Raw genomic sequence first — 20,242 nt, 5'->3', positions numbered from 1 at the left:
CGCACACCCGCTTGTACCGGATTCGCCCGTTGTCCTTGGCGTGCACCTGGCGGAACGTGATGTCGTGATCCTCGGTGGCCCGGTAGACCTTGACCGGGACGTTGACCAGCCCGAAGGCTATCGAGCCCTTCCAGATGGAACGCATAACGCCAGTATGCCCACACATTCAGAGCGGTGCGGGTTCTAGGGTTCCGCAAGCCGGCTTCCTTCCGGTCACCCACCACGTTTCGACCAAACCTACTCCCTTGACCTCGATGGTTCCCTTTGGTTCACAATCGAATTCACCGCTGATGAGGTCGAAGGTGTTGCGCGTGATTTGGATTACGCCGCTGTGGCCGTGCGACTCCATGCGGCTCGCCATGTTGACCGTCTCGCCCCACAAGTCGTAGCTGAACTTCTTGCGACCGATGACGCCCGCGACCACCGGGCCGGAGTTGATGCCGATACGAAAGGCCAGCCTGCGCTCACCGAACGTCCGTCGGCTGATCTCGTCCTGCATGTCAAGTGCAAAGTTGACCAAGGCGCGGGCGTGGTCTCTGCGCGAACGCGGCACACCGGAGGCGACCATGTAGCAGTCCCCGATCGTCTTGATCTTCTCCAAGCCGTACTTCTCGACGAGCGCGTCAAAACGTTGGAACACGTCGTTGAGGAGATCGACCAGCCTGAGCGGCGTCATGGTGGCGGCCATCGGGGTGAACTCGACGATGTCGGCGAACAGGATGCTGGCGCCGTCATAGTGGGCAGCGATTGCACGCGGTTCCGTCTTCAATGCCTCGGAGATTTCCTTCGGCAAGATGTTGAGCAGCAGCATCTCAGAACGTTCCTGGAAGTAGTTGCGCCGCCCGACGAAATAGTGCAGTAGCCAGAAGGTGATCGCAATCACCGTCCCGACGTTGAGCGCGAAAAACCAGGTGACGAAGGCGTCGGGCACCTGCGTAGGTACCAGATGAGGCTCCAGCAGCGCGGTGACGACGAGCAGGGCGAGGAAGCCCACGATCCACGCCACTGTCCGCTTGCGCTCTTCGAGCAGAAGTGATGCCAGCGGACAGAGGGCGGCCCAGATGATGGCGAGGCTGGACTGCCGGAAGCCGCCCAGCGAGATCGTCAATAGCCATGGCAGGATCAGGATCAAAGCCAGTTGGGTGGAGCGATAGAACGCGAGATTGCGGGTCCAGGCGAACACGGCGGTGTTCACCGGCGTAAACACGGTATAGAACGCCGGTACCGCCGCGGCAAGCGGCACGTGCACCAGAAGGTAGATCCCGCTCCACAGCGCGGTTAGCGGTAGGGTTCCCGCGCAGAGCACGACGACGAGACGCTTCTGCAGAGCCGTTTCATTGGTGTCGGTCGCTGCGGTACCGATGCGTCCCGCCCACGCGGCGAGTTCGTGGATGCCGCGCGAGCACGAGGACAGCAAACCAACGTGCATGGGTATTTTCTCGCAGGCCATCGGATCGGACGTCTGCCAGGCCCGAAGGCAGTGTAGTCCGTCAGGTCGATACCGGGCACGGCTTCACCGTGCTCACATTCGATCTTTTGACGCTACCTTTGCAACATGGGTTCTCATCACCTCGAGCCCCTCGTCACGCTGACCAACGCCGACAAGGTGCTCTACCCGGCGACGGGAACCACCAAGGCCGACGTCTTCGACTATTACACCCGCATCGCCGAGGTGATGGTTCCGCATATCGCCGGGCGCCCAGCCACCCGCAAGCGTTGGCCCAACGGCGTCGACCAGGAGTCGTTCTTCGAACGGCAACTCGCATCGTCGGCACCGGCCTGGCTGACCCGCGCCAGCGTGCAACATCGTTCCCGCGCCACGACCTACCCGATCATTGACAGCGTCAGTGCACTGGCGTGGATAGCCCAGCAGGCGGCGCTTGAGGTGCACGTGCCGCAGTGGCGGTTCGTCACCGAGCGGACACCCGATGGTGAAGTATTATCGCCTGGCCCGGCCACGCGTTTGGTGTTTGACCTCGATCCCGGCGAAGGTGTGACGATGCCCCAGCTCGCGGAAGTGGCGTGTGCTGTCCGGGACCTGATGGCCGATATCGGGTTGACGACGCTCCCGCTGACCAGCGGCAGCAAGGGGCTGCACCTGTACACGGCACTGGACACACCGGTGCGCAGCCGCGGCGCGGTGCTGCTGGCCAAACGTGTTGCGCAACAACTGGAACAGTCGATGCCCAAATTGGTGACGGCGACCATGACGAGGAGCCTGCGAACGGGCAAGGTCTTTGTGGACTGGAGCCAGAACAATGCGTCGAAGACGACCGTCGCGCCGTACTCGCTGCGCGGCCGCGAACATCCCACGGTCGCTGCCCCACGCAGCTGGGAGGAGCTCGACGATCCGAAACTGCAACACCTGCGATACGACGAGGTGCTGTCCCGTGTCGCCCGCGACGGCGACCTGCTGGCACCGCTCGACCCTCCGGTTGCGTGGCAGGATCGGCTGGCCACTTACGGCAGCATGCGCGACGCAGCGAAGACGTCGGAACCGATGCCAGGAGCACAACAGACAGTCGGCTCCAGAACGGCGGGAGCGACCGGCCAGACCTTCGTGATCCAGGAGCACCGCGCCCGCCGCCTGCACTACGACTTCCGGTTGGAGCGCGACGGTGTGCTGGTGTCCTGGGCGGTGCCGAAGAATCTGCCCGACACGCCGTCGGTCAACCATCTTGCGATCCGCACCGAGGACCATCCGCTGGAGTACGGCAGCTTCGAGGGCACCATCCCGAAGGGGCAGTATGGCGCTGGCACGGTGACCATCTGGGATGCCGGCACCTATGACACCGAGAAATTCCGTGACTCCGCTGAAAACGGGGAGGTCATCGTCACACTGCACGGTAAACGGATCTCCGGACGTTACGCGCTGATCCAGACCAACGGCGACCAGTGGCTGGTGCACCGCATGAAAGACCAGCGGGTGTTCACGTTCGAAGAGCTGTCCCCGATGCTGGCCACCCCCGGGTCGGTCGCCAAGCTGAAGCCGGCATCGTGGGCTTTCGAGGGCAAATGGGATGGCTACCGGCTGCTCGTCGACGCCAACGATGGAGCGGTGCGTTTGCGGTCGCGCAGCGGCCGCAACGTCACCGACGAGTACCCGCAGTTGCGGACGGTGGCGGCCGACCTGGCTGATCACCATGTCGTGCTGGACGGTGAGCTGGTCGCCCTCGACCAGTCCGGCGTACCCACATTCACCGAGATTCAGACCAGGGACCACTCCAACCGCGTCGAGTTCTGGGCATTCGACCTGCTCTACCTCGACGGCCGTTCGCTGCTGCGGGCCAGCTACCGTGATCGCCGCCGGCTGCTGGAGACGCTGGCCGCCGGTACCAATCTCGTCGTTCCGGATCTGTTGCCGGGCAACGGAGCCCAGGCGCTGGCACACTCCCGCGAGCACGGCTGGGAGGGTGTGGTCGCCAAGAAGTGGACCTCCACCTATCAGCCGGGACGGCGATCGGGATCCTGGGTCAAACACAAGCACTGGAAAACCCAGGAAGTGGTGATCGGCGGTTGGCGGCGCGGCCAAGGGAGGCGCAGCGGCGGCATCGGGTCGCTGTTGATGGGTATCCCGGATGGCAGCGAGCTGCAGTTCGCGGGCCGGGTGGGCAGTGGCTTCACCGAACGCGAGCTCGCCCGGCTGAAAAAGACGCTGGCACCGTTGTGCACCGACGAGTCGCCGTTCAGCGCACAGCTTTCCGGTCAGGACGCCCGGGGTGTGACATTCGTCAGGCCGTCACTGGTCGGGGAGGTTCGCTACAGCGAGCGCACCGAGGATGGCCGGTTGCGCCACCCCAGTTGGCGTGGTCTGCGGCTGGACAAGACACCGGCGGAAGTAAAATGGGAATTATTGCAGTAGATGCAACATAGCGTAACTGATCGAGGACGGTCTTGACACAGGTCGGCGACCTCGGAGGTTAGCAGTGGAAGTGTCGTACCCGCAGTTCAGGCCGGCGCTGCAATATCCAACGCATCAATGATGCATCTGATACAACAGTGTGGTGACAAGCGATGTCCCCGGTTCCGCTCGGCTGGTGTTGGCCGCCAATGTCCTGCCTCTTGACGGGCAGGCAACGGTGTTTCGAGCGATGCTCGAGGGGTGGTCTCGTCAGCAGCGCAGCCGGTTCTTCAGCGAGAAGGGCACCATCGCCCCGCGCATCCGGCTGGTGAAGAGGTTCGCGCTGTTCACCGGCCTCTATCCTTGGCAATGGACCGCCGCAGAAGCTGAGGCCTGGATCAGCGATATGCGGTCCGGGCCCGAACGGATCAGCATCTCGACAGCGCGCAACTACGCCACCGAGGTACGACTGTTCTGTCAGTACCTTGTTGACCGCCGTTATGGATGGTCCGACGTCTGCGCGGAGCGCTTCGGGCAGCGACCCGAAGTTGTTTTCCATGAACACAACACGGCGCACCACCTTCTTGAGTACGAGGGCGATCCACGGCGGCGTCCTCTGACCTACGACGAGGTGCAAGCACTGTTCGATGCAGCCGATGCGCGCGTCGACACGAAACGCGCGCGCGGCCGTAAAGGTGCGACTGCGGCGCTTCGTGACTCTGCAATGCTCAAATTCTGTTACGCGTACGGGCTTCGCCGCAGTGAGGTATCTGGAATCGATCTCGTAGATCTTCGCAGCAATGCGAAAGCCCCTGACTATGGCCGCTTCGGACTGGTCTCGGTTCGATGGGGCAAGGCGACGAAAGGCAGTCCGCCGAAGCGGCGAAGTGTTCTCACGGTACCTGAAATGGATTGGGTGGTAGAGGCTCTGGATCACTACTTGAGTGAAGTCCGCCCAACTCTGGTGCCGAAGACGTTCCCCGCACTGTGGGTTACCGAGCGGGTGAGCCGTTTGTCGCCCAGAGCAGTAAACGAAGCCTTTGTCACCGCACGGGACCACGCCGGCCTTGACCCCGCGCTGGACCTTCACTGCTTGCGTCACTCCTACGTCACCCACCTCATCGAGTTCGATTATCCGGACCGCTTTGTCCAAGAGCAGGTCGGCCATAGTCACGCCTCGACGACCGCTATCTACACCGGCGTGTCGAACGACTACCGGAATCAGCTGCTCATGCGGTCGATGAGTAAACGCTTGGGCCAGGATTGGAGCGGACAATGAACAAGAAAATGGGCTACGAGTGGCACCTGCGTCAAAAGATGGCAGAGCACAATATGTTCCATACCTCGGATCTGGTCCCGCTGTTGGCCGAACGCGGCGTCGTTCTCTCGCGAGAGCAGGTGTACCGCTTGACAACTCAAGCGCCACAGCGAATGAGTATGGATGTGCTGGTGGCGCTGTGTGACATCCTCGACTGCACACCGAATGACCTGATAGAACCTACCGTCGTGAATCGGCAGGAGCGCAAGGCTGCCGGAGAGAAGTCGGCCAAACCTACGGTGAGGCGCACGAACATTCGGCGACCGGAGTCGCTGTGACTGCGGCTCGACCGCGAGTGCGCCGGAAGTACCCGGACACGATGGTAGACGTCAGAGCGCGTCTGTTCGATCACCTTCGCCGACACATTGGTGCCGCGACCGATGATGACCTTGCCGAGCTGTTGAAGGGTGCCAGCGCATGGAGTCCGCAGGGTGCCCGAGTACTCGACGAGCACCTCAAGGCACGTCCGGACGCCTTCAAGGCCCCGGATACACACTGTCCGCGAGTCCTGGTCCGGCTCGCTGCACGTATGCACGCCGCTGGCTACCAGGTTGTACGGCCGAAATGTGCCAGGTGTGGTGAGTCCGGGCTCGAGCTTCCTCGACTTGCCCACGAAGGGCGTTGCTGCGAATGGTGTTTGACACGAGAACGTTTGACCGTGTGTGCGTGCTGCGGTCTACCGGGCTTTCCCGCTGCCAAACGTGCGGAGGGCAGTATCTGCCGCCGCTGCTACAACAAGGAGAAGGAAGAGGACTGCGCTGGGTGCGGCAAACACCGGCCACCGAGCACCCGCGATGCTCAGGGCCGCCCGCTTTGCTGGGCCTGCAATCCTCGGCCCGAACGAATCTGCAGCGGGTGCGGGCAGCTGGCTCAGGCGAAAGTCGGCAAGCGCGGCGGCGAATACCTCTGTCAGCGTTGCTATCAACGACACCTGCATCCGAAGAGGCCATGCGGCATCTGCGGAGTCGAATCAATCATCGTGATTAGAGGCCGTGGAGACGCGGAGGACCGTTGTCGTCGCTGCCGCATAGAGCCCACACACCCGTGCTGGCACTGCGCTCAGCTGCGCCCCGCGAAAGCGATATGGCCCGTGGGGCCAGTGTGCCGGCGTTGTCACCTACGAGTCATGGCCAATCCAGCCCCCTGCGCTCGGTGCGGGGTCGATAAGGTGCTGATCGGTCAAACATCAGCGGGTATCCGAATCTGCGGGCCCTGTGCTGGGGTGAGCGTGGACTACGTTTGCACAGATTGCGGGCGGGCGGGACTGCAGTACTACGGAGGGACGTGCGTCGAGTGCTCCGCGCGGAGACTTGCACGCGAACTGCTTTCGGGATCGAGCGGGCTGATTGATGACCTGGCTCCGTTGGTCGAAACAATCTCCGTAGAGAAGCGCGCCCGGTCGTCGATCAGGTGGATGTCGCGACCGGGTACCGCAGAGATGCTTCGCCACGTGGGCTCTCTTGGCCGGGCGCCGACTCATGCAGACCTCGACCAGCTCCCGCCGTCGAACTCGCTACATCACCTGCGCCACTTGATGGTGTACGCGGAGGTGCTGCCCAAGCGGGTCGAACCACTCGAACGGATTGAGCCATGGCTCGACTCTTTACTGAAGAGTCTGCCGGCACACCAGGCGAAAGTGATTGGCCCGTACGCCCAGTGGAGCGTGCTGCGAGAGGCCCGCCGGCGTGCGGTCCGTCGTACGTACAACATGAACAGTGCAGAACGTGATCGATCGAAGATCGGCGAGGCGATCGTTTTTCTGCAATGGCTTGACTCGCAACAGGTGCCACTGCAGCAACTCACACAGCCCCTCCTCGAGATCTGGCTCGACGACAATGTACGGCGAGCGTCGGCGATTGCTTGCTTTATTGCATGGCTGAACAGCCGGCGAATCACCGAGTCACTGCACGTGCACCAACGGCCGAGCGCCACGCCAACACACTTTCCCGAGCCGGAGAGTCACGCCGACAGTATGCGAGCACTGCTCAGCCAATCTTGCTCGTTGCCATTAGATGTGCGAGTCGCGGGCCTGTTGGTTCTGCTGTATGGCGCCACAGTCACGACCGTGTGCAAGCTGAGGGTTGATCATCTTTCGCACGTGAATGGCAAGGTTTTTGTGACGCTTCAACAGCATCCGGTCCTGATACCACCGACTCTGGCGGTTCTCATTGACCAAATCGCAACGAAGGCGCAGCGATATGCTTTTCGTCCAGGTACACCGCACTACCTCTTTCCGAGCGCTCACCGCATTGGGACGCACATCTCCGCGGGCTCGCTGACCGCCCGACTCAACGCGGCCGGTATACACGCAAGGATCAATCGCAATGGCGCTCTTCTCAACCTGGCACAGGACCTACCGGCGCCCGTTCTGGCGAAATTACTCGGCCTTCACATCAACACCGCAGCTCGCTGGTGCCGCATCGCTCAACGAGACTGGAGTCACTATCTAGAAGCACGGGCCGCGAACCAATCCGGTTGTGGCGCAGAGTAGATCGCGAATCGCGGGTCCGTTGCTCATGCATTCGTGGCTTCTCTCTGCCCGCGAGTATCGGTAGGTGACTTCTGATTCGTGGTACGTAATACCGCAATGCCGTACATGATGACGCCGACGACCAGGTAGCACGTGAGAATAACGGCGGGTGTTGCGGCGCCGTGGCCGTCGAAGAAGGCGACGTTGCGCATGAGTGTGCCGGTAGCTCCCGGTGGCAGGAACTGGCCAATCGCGCCCCACGGTGCGGGCAGCATCTCGGGGCCGGTCGCGAGCCCGGAGAGTGGATTGCCGACCAGAACGAACAGGAGCGCCGCCAGGCCGATCCCGGGATTGCCGAGCAGTTGACCAAGGCCGAGGACCGTGAAACATGTTGCCGCGATGCCGAGCATCCCCGCAAGGCTGGTCATCCAGAAATTGCCGTCAAATGTGCCGATGACGAACTGCAGAGTGGCGACTACGGCCAGTCCGCCCATCACGGAGAATGAGGCCGCGGCGATGAGTCGTCCCCAGATGCTGGGCACCAGCAGCATGACGATGACTCCGCCCATCAACCCGCCGACAGCGAGCGGAAACGCTCCGGCCGCCAGGCCTGTGCCCCGTGGATCCTCGGAAGGGAAGCCACGTAGGTCGTCGACGACGACGGTGCGGCCAGCCGCTTGGGCGAGTTGTTGACCGACTGCCTGGACGAGGCTGGTCACCGCGGGGCTTGCGGCGGTCGCAACCAGCACGTCGACCTCGGTCGGGGAGTTCAGGATCAGCGCACCGTAGACCTCGCGGTGCAGGATCGCCGTGCGGGCATCTTCAGGTGTCGCGAAATCGTGCACCGTGAACCCGGCTGCGGACATCTTGTCCTCCAGCGGTTGGGCGAGCGCCCCGACGACGCCGATCGGCACGTCATGCGGTGCTGAGCGCGCCGCCGGCAGTGCAAAGGCGACGACAAGGATGGCCAGCAGGATGGGCGCGCCCAGCACGGCGATCACCGCTTTTCTCCACACTTCTGGCTGCTTCGTCGTCATGCGGTGTGATCGTGCTGCGAAGTTTCCCACGGGCCCGCCCTCCTTGTTTGATACTCGCTTACGGGGTACATTTAACACAATGTCATACAGCTTCGCGAAGGGAAAGCGGATGACCCGGCAGCGGGACTACGCGGCGGACGGCGGTCACTGATGTCTCCTGAAAGTGCCACCGCAGCAGCTGATCGCATGCCCATCAACGTGGGCGATGACCTGGTGCAAGCAGCGTTGCGCGCGGCCCGCGCGCTGGGTAAAGATGTTGCGGACGTTCCCGTGATCGCGATCGCCCGGGAAGCCGGTGTATCTCGCAGCACGCTGATTCGGCGCCTGGGAGGTTCGCGGGCCGCCCTCGACGACGCGGTGCGCTCCGCCGGTGTTGATCCGGGCGGGCAAGTGCCGGTCCGGCTACGCGCCCTGGACGCAGCCGCCGCCCTGATCAGCACCTCAGGCCTGGCCGCCGCCACCCTGAAAGCCATCGCAGCCCGCGCGGAGTGCTCCGTGCACAGCCTGTACGCGGCTTTCGGTGGGCGCGACGAATTGCTGCGGGCGGTCTTTGAGCGCCACAGCCCCCTGCTGGGCATCGAGGACTTCCTGGCGGCCCCGCCCGATGATCTACCTACGGCGGTGCGCGGGCTCTATGGGCTGATCGCCGAGGCCCTGACGCGCGAACCACGCGTCGCCCCTGCGCTGCTCGCCGAAGTGCTCACCCGCCCGGACGGATCCACGTTCCAAAATCTATTGCACCACAACGCGCCACGACTGCTCGCCAGCCTCGGCGCCTGGCTCACCGGCCACATCCAGGCGGGCCGCATCCGGGATCTCCCGCTGCCGCTGTTGATCCAGCAGCTCGTGGCGCCGATCGCGATTCACATGCTGGTGCGGCCCGTGGTCTCGACAGCACCCGGCTTCGCGCAGCCCGACACCGACACCGTGTGCGACATCATGGCCGACACGTTTCTACGGGCCGTGATGACACAACCACTACCCGAAAACACCAACAGTAGAAAGAGATCCTAATGACCTCACCGGAATCCACCCGCACCATCCGCATCCTGCTCGGAACCGCCTTCACCGGCGCCGGCATTGCCCACGTGGTCAAGAACGAATTCTTCGAACAACTCGTCCCGGATTCCTTGGCGCAATGGCGCAAGCCGATCAGCGCGGTCACGGCCGTGATTCAGTTCATCGGCGGGATCAGCATGTTCATTCCGCGGCTGCGTGTCCTGGCCCGATGGGCGAACCTGGCGATGCTGGTGCCGACCCTGCCCGCGGCGGTCGCCCAAACCCGAGACCCCGACCGGATGCGTGAGCTCGGAGTCGACCCGAAACTGGTCGTCGCCCGGATCCCCGCGCAGATGGTGGTGGCCGGACTGACCTGGTGGGCTACCCGGCCGCCACGCAGCGGTGTCGACCACCACGCAGCATCACCAGGGCACGGGCCGAGGGCATGATGCTGGATGTGGGCGTGGTTTGAACGCTACTGGAGTTCGGTGGGGCTGGGTGCCGCGATCGCTCTACTGCTATTGCTGTTCTTCACCAACGTTTTTCGCAGCCAACAACCCTTGTCGCGGTGGCGAGACCCCGGGTGGCTGGCCTGGCTCATGGTGGTGGCCTACCTGCTGCACAACTTCGAGGAATACGGCATCGATGCCAAAGGCCGCACCTTCCACTTTCCTGTGACCGCCTGCCAGCAGTACGGCTTCGACTCCATCGATTCGTGCCCCCTCGCTCCGTCGTTCTTCGTCGCCGTCAACATCCCCTTCATCTGGATCACATTGCCGATCGCCGCGCTGTGGTGTCGCCGCAACCCGGCGGTCGGACTCACCGGAGTCGGGCTGCTGTTCACCAACGCGCTCAGCCACCTCGGCGGATTGTTCACACCGATGGGCTACTCGCCAGGAACCCTCACCGCCGCAGTCATTTTCATCCCGCTATCGGTGTGGGTCTTCATGACATGCTTCGGGAACAACAAGCTGCTGTCCTACCCGGTCCTGGCCGCCGTCCTCATCGCCTCGGTTTTGGCCCAGGCGATTCTGCTGGCGCTTCTGCTCGGACTGTCGCACGGCACCATCTCGCTGCCGGCCGCGATCGTCATCCAATCCGTCGACCCGGTACTGCTGTTGCTGCTGCCGTGGCTGGCCGGCCGAAAACGGCCCCCGCGAACCATCACGTGCACAGGCGAGCCGGGCTCATAACCGATGATTCCGCAAATCGCGGACATCGCAGTCACCAACAAACCGAAAGGATCGACATGAGGCTGGAAGGCAAGGTCGCACTGGTCACCGGCGCAACCGGAGGAATGGGCGGCGCGTCGGCGCGGCTGTTCGCCAAAGAAGGCGCAGCCGTCCTGGTGGCTGCGCGCCACCAGGAACTGGCCGACCCGATCGTTCAGGAGATCACCGACGCCGGCGGGAAGGCAGCGTTCGTTTCCCTGGACATCACCGAGCACGAGCATTGGGAAGCTGCAGTCCAGCAGGCCACCGACCAGTTCGGTGGCCTGCACATCCTGATGAACGTCGTCGGCAGCAACGACCTCGTCATGCTTCCCGACGTCGACCTCGACGCCTGGAACAAAGTCTTCGAAATCAATGTCACCGCGACGATGGTCGGCATGAAGACCTGCGCCCCGCTGATCCGCGACTCCGGTGGCGGCTCCATCGTCAATATCGGTTCCGTAGGCGGACTCTCGGGAACCTTCTCGACCGCCTACTCCTCGTCGAAGTGGGCGCTGGAAGGCTTATCGCGCTCAGCGGCGTACATCTACGCCGACTGGGGCATCCGCTGCAACGTCATCCAGCCCGGATTCATCAAGACCAAAATGACAGCACCGATGCAGTCCAATGAGGCGATGAAGTCCGTGATCGACCAGCAAATGAACGAAACGATACTGCTGCGCCGCATGGGCGAACCAGAAGAGATCGCCAACACCGCCCTCTTCCTGGCCAGTGACGAATCCTCCTACATCACCGGCACCGACATCGTCGTTGACGGTGGATGGTTCTCCGCCGCCGCCTATCTCACCAACGAACGACGCAACCACATGCTGGAAATGATGATGCAAGCCAAGAAATAACGGGTCTCCTGTCGCTCATGGAGGGGAATACCGCACACTTCGAATACTGCATCTCCGCCAGTTCAACGTGAGGAGTGAGTCGGCATGCGATGGGTGACCTACCGCAGCGACGACGGCGAGCGCACTGGGGTGCTGTCCGGTGATGTGATCCACGCCCTGCCGCCGGGAACCACACTGGTGGATCAGATCCATGGCGGCGCCGATGGATTACGTGAGGCCGGTGAGTACGCATTGCGGTCCCCGTCGTCGGTGCTGCGCCTCGACGAGGTCACGCTGATGGCCCCGATCCCGCGCCCGCCGTCGATTCGCGACTGCCTGTGCTTTCTGGACCACATGCGCAATTGCCGGGCGGCGGTCGGGCGTACCACGGTGCTCGGCGACACCTGGTATCGGATACCCGCGTTCTACTTCGCGTGTCCGGCGACGGTTCTCGGTCCGTACCAGGACGTCCCGATGGCGCCTGGAAGTGCTTGGCAGGATTTTGAGTTGGAGGTCGGCGCGGTGATCGGCGCCGGGGGTGAAAACCTGTCCGTAGCGCAAGCCGAGCGGGCCATCATCGGCTACACCATCTTCAATGACTGGTCCGCGCGTGATCTGCAGCAGCTGGAGGGGCAGTTGGCGATCGGGCAGGCCAAGGGCAAAGACAGCGGGGTCACCCTCGGGCCGTACCTGGTTACCCCGGATGAGCTGGAAGCCTACCGGCGGGACGGCAAGCTGAATCTGCAGGCGACCGCACTGGTCAACGACATGATCGTCGGCTCCGGATCGACTGGGAGCATGGACTGGAGCTTCGGTGAGGTGATCAGCTACGCCTCACGCGGGGTGCGGCTGGCGCCAGGTGACGTGTTCGGCTCCGGCACCGTGCCCTCGTGCACGCTGGTCGAACACCTCAACCCGGCTGCGCCGCAATCTTTCCCGGGTTGGCTTCACGACGGCGACGTGGTGACGTTGCAGGTGCAGGGACTCGGCGAGATTCGTCAGACGATCCGTGCTAGCGATCCGCCGCTGCCGCTGGCCGTTCGGCGTCGCCCCGATGCCGAACGGAGTCCCGCGCGGGTCAACCGCGCGCCGACTCGGTTTCCCTACACCCGCGGGCTGCATCCGGTTGGGGACCGGGTGTGGGCCTGGATGCTGCCCGACGGCGGGTACGGCTGGAGCAACGCCGGGCTGATTGCCGGCGACGGCGCCGCACTGCTGGTGGATACGCTGTTCGATCTGGCGCTGACCCGAGAAATGCTGACCGCGATGGAACCGGTCACCGATCATGCGCCGATCACCAAAGCAGTTCTCACCCACTCCAACGGCGACCACACCCACGGCAACCAACTGCTGGACGGCGCCGTGCAGATCATCGCCGCCGCTGGCACCGCCGAGGAGATCGCCAACGGCATGGCCCCGGAGATGCTGGCGATGACCCAGGTCGTCGACCTCGGGCCGGTCGCCACCCGCTACGTGCGAGACCGGTTCGGGCACTTCGATTTCAGCGGCATCACTGTGCGAAACGCCGATGAGACGTTCGAGGAAGAACTCACCGTCGACGTCGGTGGCCGGCGGGTGCGCCTGCTCGACCTCGGCCCCGCCCACACCGCTGCCGACACCGTCGTGCACATACCCGACGCGGGCGTGTTGTTCGCCGGGGATCTGCTGTTCATCGGCTGCACTCCGATCGTCTGGGCAGGTCCGATCGCCAACTGGGTGCACGCGTGCGACGTCATGGTTGCCCTGGACGCCCCCACGGTGGTGCCGGGTCACGGCCCTGTCACCGATCCGGATGGAATCCGCGCGGTCCGTGGTTACCTGGTGCACGTCGCCGAGCAGGCCGAGGCCGCCTACCGCAGGGGTCTGTCCTTCGTCGAAGCCGCCGACGCCATCGACCTCGGCGAGTACTCCGACTGGCTGGACGCCGAACGTGTCGTCGTCAACGTCTATCAGCGTTACCGGGAGTTGGGCGCCGATCTACCGTACGTGGAGCGGATGGCGCTGCTGACCATGCAGGCGCAGTGGCTGACCAAACGATCAGCCCGGCACCGGTAAACCGTCGAGTGGTGGTGTCAACATTGCGTAGCGGCGCGAATTCGTTGCTGGTGACTTTCGCTGCGGATCGGACAGTCAGGCTTTGGCGATGACTTTTGCTGCGAATGTCTCCAGGTGGCGGATCTTGGTGTCCAGCGGCTCGGTGTCAGGGCCGACGATGTAGGGGACGCGGAAACCCACGATGACGTCGGTGACGCCCTTGTCCTCCAGCCGCTTGATGCCGTCCAGGGTGAACCCGTCGACGGAGATCACATGGATCTCGAACGGGCCGGTCCTGCCGTCCTGCTCCCGGAACCGCTTGAGCCGCCCGATCAGCCTGTCGAGTTCGGCGGCGTCGCCGCCGCCGTGCATCCAGCCGTCTGCGCGCGCCGCACGGCGCAGCGCGGCCTCGGCGTGCCCGCCGACCAGGATCGGTATGGGCTGGTTGGGCGCCGGTGTCATCTTGGTCTTGGGGATGTCGTAGAACTCGCCGTGGAATTCGAAGTAGTCCCCGGTGGTCAGCCCCCGCAGGATCTCGATGCACTCGTCCATCCGCTTGCCGCGTCTGGCGAACGGCACCCCCATCAGCTCGTAGTCCTCCGGCCACGGGCTAGTGCCCACACCCAGGCTCAGCCGGTCACCGATCAGGGCCGCCAGCGAGCCGGCCTGTTTGGCCACCAATGCCGGCGGGCGGATCGGCAGCTTGAGCACGAACGGCGTGAAGCGCAGTGTCGTCGTCACCGACCCCAGCGCCGCGGTCAGCACGAACGTCTCGATGAAGGCCTTGCCGTCCAGGAACTCGCGGCTGCCATCCGGGGTGTAGGGATACTTCGAATCCGACTCGAACGGGTAGGCGATGCTGTCCGGGATCGTCATGCTGGTATACCCGGCCGCCTCGGCGGCCTTGGCCAGCGGGACGTAGTAGCTCGGATCGGTCATGGCCTCGGCGTAGGTGAACCGCACCTAGTGTCTCCTCGGTGTCTTCCCGCGGGTCTCAGACCCGTGGCCGTCTGCTGATTTCAGCGCCTGCCAGCGGGAACGGCGGGTATCCGGCGGCCCCGACCACCGCCAACGTTCCCCACGGAGTCCGCTCGGAAATCCGGGCCGCCGCGGTGTGCTCGCCGATCCGGATGCCCACCCGCGAACCGATCGCCCCAGCGACACGATCGGCGTACAGCGTTCCCTGCCAGTGGTATCGGCCGTCGATCGGGTCGACGTGTCCGGTCAGCCGGACCCGGGCCGGGTAGTCCCGGCCGTCATGGGTCAGCACTGCGGGGCCGTCATAGGTCGCCTCTTCGACGCCCACGATTCCGGAGAGGTAGAAGCGGGACAGCCCGCGGGTCGGCAGCAGCCGGTGCACCCGCACTCGTGACCGCGCTTCGATCCGAGTGGACCGGCAGCGGTGCAGCCCATCGACCAACCCGGCCACATAGCGAGCCTGACGTGCAGTGTGCGGCCCGGGAATCCGGAAATAGTTGGGGATGCCATGGGCCGCGACGACGTCGTCGTTGCCGGGGGTGGTGTTGATCAGCACCCGCGCGGTCAGCTTCTGGCCGTCGGCGGTGGTCACCGTCCAAGCGTCGGCGCCGTTGTCGAACTGCTTTTTCACTGCGGTAGGAGCGACGGTGAAGTTGTTCAACTGTCCGTGGATGCGACTCGGGTCGCCCAGCACAATCGCGTCGACGACGCCAGTAGAGTCACCGCCGCCACCGCCGCCGTGTTCACTCACAGGAACCCGGCCCGCCGCCACATCCGCCGGCCCAGCCGGCCCATCAGGCCGACCTCTTCGAAAAACTCGGCCAACGGCGCGAAGGCCGACCGGCAGTAAGCGTGGAAGTGCGGGTTGGCGCGTGCGACTCGACGCGCCTCGCGTCCGTCCAGCCCGGCTCGCTGATACACGATCGGGAGGGTAAACAGGTGCCGGTAGAACAGGCCGCCCACGCCTTGCAGATTGGCCAGGTAGACCCGCCGATACCATGGCAGCGCCAGCACGTCCTGGCGCAACCCGTCGCGGGCGAACTGGATGTGGCGAGCCTCTTCGGTGACGTGAATCCGCATCAACCGTCCGACGATCGGTTGCAGGTCGGGGTCGTCGAGAATCTGGCGCTGCAGCGCGTCGAAGATCTCCTCGCCGAGCAGCGCAGCCCCCCACAGCACGCTGCCGCGAAACAGCTTCGGCAGCAGGTTGATCATCACCCGCTGGTAGTACTTGGGCCGCACCGCCACACCGCCGATCCGGTCGATCGCCTTGCCGAACATCACCATGTGGCGGGTTTCGTCGCCGAGCTCGGTCAGCTTGTAGTGGGTGGCCTTGGCGGTGGGGTTGCGGTGCATCATGTCGCGCAGCAGCGCTTGATTGAGGATGTTCTCGAACCAGATACCGGCCGACAAAACGTTGACCAGCTCTTGGCGGGTCAGGCCGATCTGCTGCGCTCGGGTCATCGACTCCCACAGCGACGTACCGTACAGCGTGCACATCCGCGGCGGCAGGAAGAACTTGTCGGGATCCAGCGGAGCGTCCCAGTCGATGTCGACGACCGGAGCGTAGGACTTCCTCACCGAACCCTTCAGGAGACGCTCGGCGAACTCTTCCCGAGTCGGCTCGCTTCGTCTCATCGCCGTGGTCATCAGCAGAAGCCCCTTCCTCGCTGGTGTGCTTACAAAAGTTAGGGAGAACAAGCCGAAGATGTCAATACCCACGGTACCGGATACTTGCGGATGCCCACGCCAGCCCCGGCGACGTGGCAGGATCGCACGACATGAGCCCTTTCCTGCTGCGCGCCGCACTGACCGGATTCGCACTGTGGGTGGTCACCCTGATTGTCGGCGGGATCAGCTTCGTCGGCGGTGAGACCACAGTGCAGAGGATCGGCATCATCTTCGTCGTGGCGGTGATCTTCGGCCTGGTCAACGCGTTCATCAAGCCGATCGTGCAGATCCTGTCGATCCCGCTCTACATCCTCACGCTCGGGCTGTTCCACGTCGTCGTCAACGCGTTAATGCTCTGGATCACTGCGTGGATCACCCGCAACACCACCCACTGGGGACTGGCTATCGACAACTTCTGGTGGCACGCGATCTGGGCCGCGATCGTGTTGTCGATCGTCAGCTGGGTCCTCTCGCTGGCACTGCCCAAAGCGCGGCGCATCACCCGCGCCTGACGGGTTCAGGAGAACGCCCCGTGCCGGAATTACCCGAGATCGAAGCGCTCGTTGGCCATCTGCGGCGTCATGCCGTCGGCCTGACCGTCGGCCGCATCGATGTGGCCGCGCTGTCGGTGCTCAAGACCTTCGACCCACCGGTGGCCGCATTACATGGACGGACGGTGACGGCGGCCCGCCGGTGGGGCAAATATGTGGGACTGGAGGTCGGGAAGCTGTTCTTGATCGCCCACCTGTCCCGAGCGGGCTGGCTTCGTTGGTCGGACAACCCGGCCGCCGCACCGCTACGGCCGGGCAAGGGGCCGATCGCGCTGCGGGTACACCTCGGGATCCCCGGGACAGCACCCGGGCTCGACCTGACTGAGGCCGGCACCCAGAAGCGGCTGGCGGTATGGCTGGTCGACGACCCGAACCGGGTGCCCGGCGTCGCCGCCCTCGGGCCCGATGCACTGGCCGTCACCGTTGACGACCTTTCCGCACTGCTGGCTGACAACACCAGCCGGATCAAGACGGTTATCACCGACCAGAAGGTGATCGCCGGCATCGGAAACGCGTACAGCGACGAAATCCTGCACACGGCTAGGATTTCGCCGTTCGCCACGGCAGCCAAGCTATCGGGTGAACAGGTCGCTGCCCTGCACGATGCCATGACCTCGGTGCTCACCGACGCGGTGACCCGCTCCGTCGGCCAGCGGGCGGCCACCCTCAAGGGGGAGAAACGGTCCGGTCTGCGGGTACACGCCCGCACCGGCCTGCCCTGCCCGGTCTGCGGTGACACGGTGCGCGAGGTGTCGTTCGCCGACAGGTCGTTTCAGTACTGCCCGACCTGTCAGACCGACGGCAGGCCGCTGGCCGACCGGCGGATGTCACGGCTCCTCAAGTAGCTATGCTGCGCAGGTGGTGCGGCAGCGGATTCTGATCACCGGGGCCAGCTCCGGTCTGGGCGCCGGGATGGCCCGCGCGTTCGCCGCTAAGGGGCGCGACTTGGCGCTGTGCGCGCGCCGGATGGATCGGCTTGACGAACTCAAAGCGGAGCTGGCCCAACGCTATCCGAATATCACCGTAGCCGTCGCCGCGCTCGACGTCGACGATCACGAGCAGGTGCCCAAGGTGTTCGCCGAATTCTCCGACGCACTCGGCGGAATCGACCGGGTCATCGTCAACGCCGGCATCGGCAAGGGTGCGCGGCTGGGTTCCGGGAAGTTGTGGGCCAACAAGGCCACCGTCGAGACCAACCTGGTATCGGCGCTGGTGCAGATCGAGACCGCTATCGAGATGTTCACGCAGGCCGACGGCGGGCACCTGGTGCTGATCTCGTCGGTGCTGGGCAACAAAGGGGTGCCCGGCGTCAAGGCCGCCTATGCGGCCAGTAAAGCTGGGGTGTCGTCGCTAGGCGAATCGTTGCGCGCCGAGTATGCGAGGGGGCCGATCAGGGTCACCGTGTTGGAGCCGGGCTACATCGAGTCGGAGATGACTGCGAAATCGGCATCCACCCTGCTGATGGTGGACAACGAGACCGGGGTTGAGGCGATGGTGCGGGCCATCGAACGCGAGGCCGGTCGCGCCGTGGTGCCGCGCTGGCCGTGGACCCCGCTGGTGTGGCTGCTGCGGATGTTGCCGCCGCGGCTGACCAAGCTCTTCGCCTGACTCGCTTCCTGCGCGAGCGTGCGCGTCACCGGGTGCCGCGCCGAGCGCGTCACCGGGAACACGCACGCTCGTGCATGCTGGCGTCGAGGTCGCGCGTGCTGGCGTCGAGGCCGCTGTGTCACGCTGCCGCGCTCAGTGCCCCAGCCGTCCACGGCCGAGGCGCAGTAGCAGCATCGCCAGATCTTTGCCGTCTTGGCCGAGTTCGCTGTAGCGCTCGATCACCTTCATCTCGCGGCTGTGTACCAGCCTGGTGCCGCCCGAGGCCATCCGGACCTTGCCGATCTCCTGGGACACCTCGGTGCGACGTCTGACCGCGGCCAGGATCTCGGCGTCGAGCCGGTCGATCTCGTGGCGCAGTTCGTCGATGTCGGGAAGTTGTTGAGCTTCGGTCGTTTTTGCAGTCATGGGGTTCGACTCCGCATTCTCGCTGTTGGTGGGTTCTGGTCTCATCCGCAATCCGGCCGCACACAACAGATGAGCCCCGGATCGGCGAAGCGGACCACAGGGCTCAGCAATGCAGCTAGAGCACGGGCACCGCTGACCGGTACCCGTAGAAAAATCGAAGCTGCGTGTCGAGCACGAACTGAGTCTGCCACTAAGGATCGTGCCAGCGCAAAGGTTGCCGCCGGACGGCGGTACGTTGGGGCTGACTATGAGTGTGCACCTGCCCGAGACGACGCCAATCCCGGATGCCGACCGGCTGCTGGACGGCCTCAACCCGCAGCAGTGCCGGGCCGTGCTGCACCAAGGCTCTCCGCTGCTGATAGTGGCCGGCGCGGGATCAGGTAAGACGGCGGTGCTGACCCGGCGCATCGCGTACCTGCTGGAAGTGCGCGGCGTCGGCGTCGGGCAGATTCTGGCCATCACCTTCACCAACAAGGCCGCCACCGAGATGCGCGAACGGGTAGTACAGCTGGTCGGAGCGCGTACTGGCCCCTCCTTGTGGGTGTCGACCTTCCACTCATGCTGTGTGCGGATCCTGCGCAATCAAGCGGCATCGGTTCCGGGTCTGAACTCCAACTTCTCGATTTACGACGCCGACGATTCCCGACGGCTGCTGTTGATGATCAGCCGTGACATGGGGCTCGACGTGAAGCGACACTCGCCTCGGCTGCTGGCCAGTGCCATCTCCAACCTGAAGAACGAGCTGATCGACCCCGCCCGGGCGGTTTCTGATCTGTCCGACGACTCCGATGACCTGGCGCGGGTGGTGGCAGCGGTCTACGGCGAATACCAGCGCCGGCTGCGCAGTGCCAATGCGCTGGACTTCGACGACCTGATCGGCGAGACGGTCGGGTTACTGCAGGCATTCCCGCAGATCGCCGAGCATTACCGGCGGCGGTTCCGGCACATCCTGGTCGATGAGTATCAAGACACCAACCACGCCCAGTACGTCCTGGTCCGCGAACTCGCCGGACACACCGGGCACGGTGCACCGGACGACGATGTGCCGCCGGCGGAGCTGTGCGTGGTCGGCGATGCCGACCAGTCGATCTACGGGTTTCGCGGCGCCACCATCCGCAACATCGAGGACTTCGAGCACGACTACCCCGACGCGGCGACGATGCTGCTGGAACAGAACTACCGCTCCACGCAGAACATCCTGTCGGCGGCCAACGCGGTGATCGCCTGCAACTCCGGGCGCCGGGAGAAACGGTTGTGGACCGACGCCGGCGACGGGGAGC

General features: G+C 64.3%; 20 protein-coding genes and 1 pseudogene. 14 read left to right on the top strand and 7 right to left on the bottom strand.

The genetic code is table 11. The features are described 5' to 3' along the window. Together AC2VOP_RS07845 and AC2VOP_RS07840 are read right to left on the bottom strand one after the other, a co-directional pair. Positions 1–145, bottom strand: a 145-nt coding sequence (locus AC2VOP_RS07845; protein WP_486954817.1) for a Ku protein, incomplete at its 3' end; no start/stop codon positions are given. Between the two features lie 21 nt (positions 146–166). Then, positions 167–1,450, bottom strand: a complete 1,284-nt coding sequence (locus AC2VOP_RS07840; RefSeq protein ID WP_486960432.1) for an adenylate/guanylate cyclase domain-containing protein — start codon at positions 1,448–1,450, stop codon at positions 167–169. 105 nt (positions 1,451–1,555) lie between these two features. Between AC2VOP_RS07840 and AC2VOP_RS07835 the strand changes: the two genes are divergently transcribed. The 4 genes from AC2VOP_RS07835 (at position 1,556) to AC2VOP_RS07820 (ending at position 7,650) form a co-directional block, all read left to right on the top strand. Next, positions 1,556–3,862 carry an ATP-dependent DNA ligase gene (locus tag AC2VOP_RS07835; RefSeq protein WP_486960431.1) on the top strand — a complete coding sequence of 769 codons (2,307 nt, stop codon included), beginning with the start codon at positions 1,556–1,558 and terminating at the stop codon, positions 3,860–3,862. Positions 3,863–4,037: 175 nt separating this feature from the next. Further along, entirely contained in the window at positions 4,038–5,120 is a 1,083-nt protein-coding gene (locus tag AC2VOP_RS07830; RefSeq protein ID WP_486960435.1) for a tyrosine-type recombinase/integrase, read from the top strand. Next, positions 5,117–5,437 carry a helix-turn-helix domain-containing protein gene (locus tag AC2VOP_RS07825; protein WP_486960430.1) on the top strand — a complete coding sequence of 107 codons (321 nt, stop codon included), beginning with the start codon at positions 5,117–5,119 and terminating at the stop codon, positions 5,435–5,437. Before AC2VOP_RS07830 ends, AC2VOP_RS07825 begins: the two co-directional genes overlap by 4 nt. Before the next feature lie 1,172 nt (positions 5,438–6,609). After that, entirely contained in the window at positions 6,610–7,650 is a 1,041-nt protein-coding gene (locus tag AC2VOP_RS07820; protein WP_486960429.1) for a hypothetical protein, read from the top strand. A gap of 23 nt (positions 7,651–7,673) precedes the next feature. Here AC2VOP_RS07820 and AC2VOP_RS07815 read toward each other — a convergent pair whose 3' ends face one another. Then, the gene (locus tag AC2VOP_RS07815) at positions 7,674–8,630 is read right to left on the bottom strand and encodes an ABC transporter permease (protein ID WP_486960428.1); all 957 of its coding nucleotides are present in this window, start codon (positions 8,628–8,630) and stop codon (positions 7,674–7,676) included. Between the two features lie 234 nt (positions 8,631–8,864). Between AC2VOP_RS07815 and AC2VOP_RS07810 the strand changes: the two genes are divergently transcribed. The 5 genes from AC2VOP_RS07810 to AC2VOP_RS07790 all read left to right on the top strand — a co-directional run bounded on the left by AC2VOP_RS07810 (position 8,865) and on the right by AC2VOP_RS07790 (position 13,770). After that, the gene (locus AC2VOP_RS07810; protein WP_486960434.1) at positions 8,865–9,680 is read left to right on the top strand and encodes a TetR family transcriptional regulator; all 816 of its coding nucleotides are present in this window, start codon (positions 8,865–8,867) and stop codon (positions 9,678–9,680) included. Next, a complete protein-coding gene (locus AC2VOP_RS07805; RefSeq protein WP_486960427.1) occupies positions 9,680–10,114 on the top strand; it encodes a DoxX family protein in 435 nt (144 codons plus the stop codon). Before AC2VOP_RS07810 ends, AC2VOP_RS07805 begins: the two co-directional genes overlap by 1 nt. Before the next feature lie 6 nt (positions 10,115–10,120). Then, the gene (locus tag AC2VOP_RS07800; RefSeq protein WP_486960426.1) at positions 10,121–10,858 is read left to right on the top strand and encodes an HXXEE domain-containing protein; all 738 of its coding nucleotides are present in this window, start codon (positions 10,121–10,123) and stop codon (positions 10,856–10,858) included. Continuing rightward, complete coding sequence (locus AC2VOP_RS07795) at positions 10,795–11,736, top strand: SDR family NAD(P)-dependent oxidoreductase (RefSeq protein ID WP_486960425.1); 942 nt, start codon at positions 10,795–10,797, stop codon at positions 11,734–11,736. The genes AC2VOP_RS07800 and AC2VOP_RS07795 overlap by 64 nt, the downstream gene beginning before the upstream one ends. 84 nt (positions 11,737–11,820) lie before the next feature. After that, entirely contained in the window at positions 11,821–13,770 is a 1,950-nt protein-coding gene (locus tag AC2VOP_RS07790; protein ID WP_486960424.1) for a fumarylacetoacetate hydrolase family protein, read from the top strand. A gap of 75 nt (positions 13,771–13,845) precedes the next feature. On the opposite strand, the gene AC2VOP_RS07785 is transcribed toward AC2VOP_RS07790, so the two are convergent. Genes AC2VOP_RS07785 through AC2VOP_RS07775 form a run of 3 tightly spaced genes read right to left on the bottom strand, consistent with a single transcriptional unit; the run spans position 13,846 to position 16,365 of the window. Then, on the bottom strand, positions 13,846–14,712 hold the full coding sequence (locus tag AC2VOP_RS07785) for a TIGR03619 family F420-dependent LLM class oxidoreductase (protein WP_486960423.1): 867 nt from the start codon (positions 14,710–14,712) through the stop codon (positions 13,846–13,848). A gap of 31 nt (positions 14,713–14,743) precedes the next feature. After that, positions 14,744–15,478: a DUF4873 domain-containing protein gene (locus AC2VOP_RS07780; protein WP_486960422.1), complete on the bottom strand. Its 735-nt coding sequence runs from the start codon at positions 15,476–15,478 to the stop codon at positions 14,744–14,746. Beyond that, positions 15,475–16,365, bottom strand: coding sequence for an AurF N-oxygenase family protein (locus AC2VOP_RS07775; protein ID WP_486960421.1), 891 nt, complete (start codon positions 16,363–16,365; stop codon positions 15,475–15,477). Before AC2VOP_RS07775 ends, AC2VOP_RS07780 begins: the two co-directional genes overlap by 4 nt. 143 nt (positions 16,366–16,508) lie before the next feature. Here AC2VOP_RS07775 and AC2VOP_RS07770 point away from each other — a divergent pair, with 143 nt between their 5' ends. The 4 genes and pseudogenes from AC2VOP_RS07770 to AC2VOP_RS07755 all read left to right on the top strand — a co-directional run bounded on the left by AC2VOP_RS07770 (position 16,509) and on the right by AC2VOP_RS07755 (position 18,557). After that, positions 16,509–16,910 carry a phage holin family protein gene (locus AC2VOP_RS07770; protein WP_486960420.1) on the top strand — a complete coding sequence of 134 codons (402 nt, stop codon included), beginning with the start codon at positions 16,509–16,511 and terminating at the stop codon, positions 16,908–16,910. Continuing rightward, positions 16,817–17,170: pseudogene (locus AC2VOP_RS07765) on the top strand (DNA-formamidopyrimidine glycosylase family protein); the annotation flags it as partial. The gene AC2VOP_RS07770 and the pseudogene AC2VOP_RS07765, both read left to right, overlap by 94 nt. Before the next feature lie 156 nt (positions 17,171–17,326). Continuing rightward, a complete protein-coding gene (locus tag AC2VOP_RS07760) occupies positions 17,327–17,794 on the top strand; it encodes a zinc finger domain-containing protein (protein ID WP_486960433.1) in 468 nt (155 codons plus the stop codon). A 13-nt stretch (positions 17,795–17,807) separates the two neighbouring features. Next, entirely contained in the window at positions 17,808–18,557 is a 750-nt protein-coding gene (locus AC2VOP_RS07755) for an SDR family oxidoreductase (protein WP_486960419.1), read from the top strand. Positions 18,558–18,689: 132 nt separating this feature from the next. On the opposite strand, the gene AC2VOP_RS07750 is transcribed toward AC2VOP_RS07755, so the two are convergent. Next, positions 18,690–19,007 carry a chorismate mutase gene (locus AC2VOP_RS07750; protein ID WP_486960418.1) on the bottom strand — a complete coding sequence of 106 codons (318 nt, stop codon included), beginning with the start codon at positions 19,005–19,007 and terminating at the stop codon, positions 18,690–18,692. Positions 19,008–19,209: 202 nt separating this feature from the next. Between AC2VOP_RS07750 and AC2VOP_RS07745 the strand changes: the two genes are divergently transcribed. Further along, the coding region (locus tag AC2VOP_RS07745; protein WP_486960417.1) for an ATP-dependent helicase at positions 19,210–20,242 on the top strand (1,033 nt) is incomplete at its 3' end.

The organism is Mycobacterium sp. TH-M106 (genome assembly GCF_057473765.1).
The sequence above is the reverse complement of the archived record's forward strand: the minus strand, read 5'-3'. Positions and strand labels throughout refer to the sequence as shown.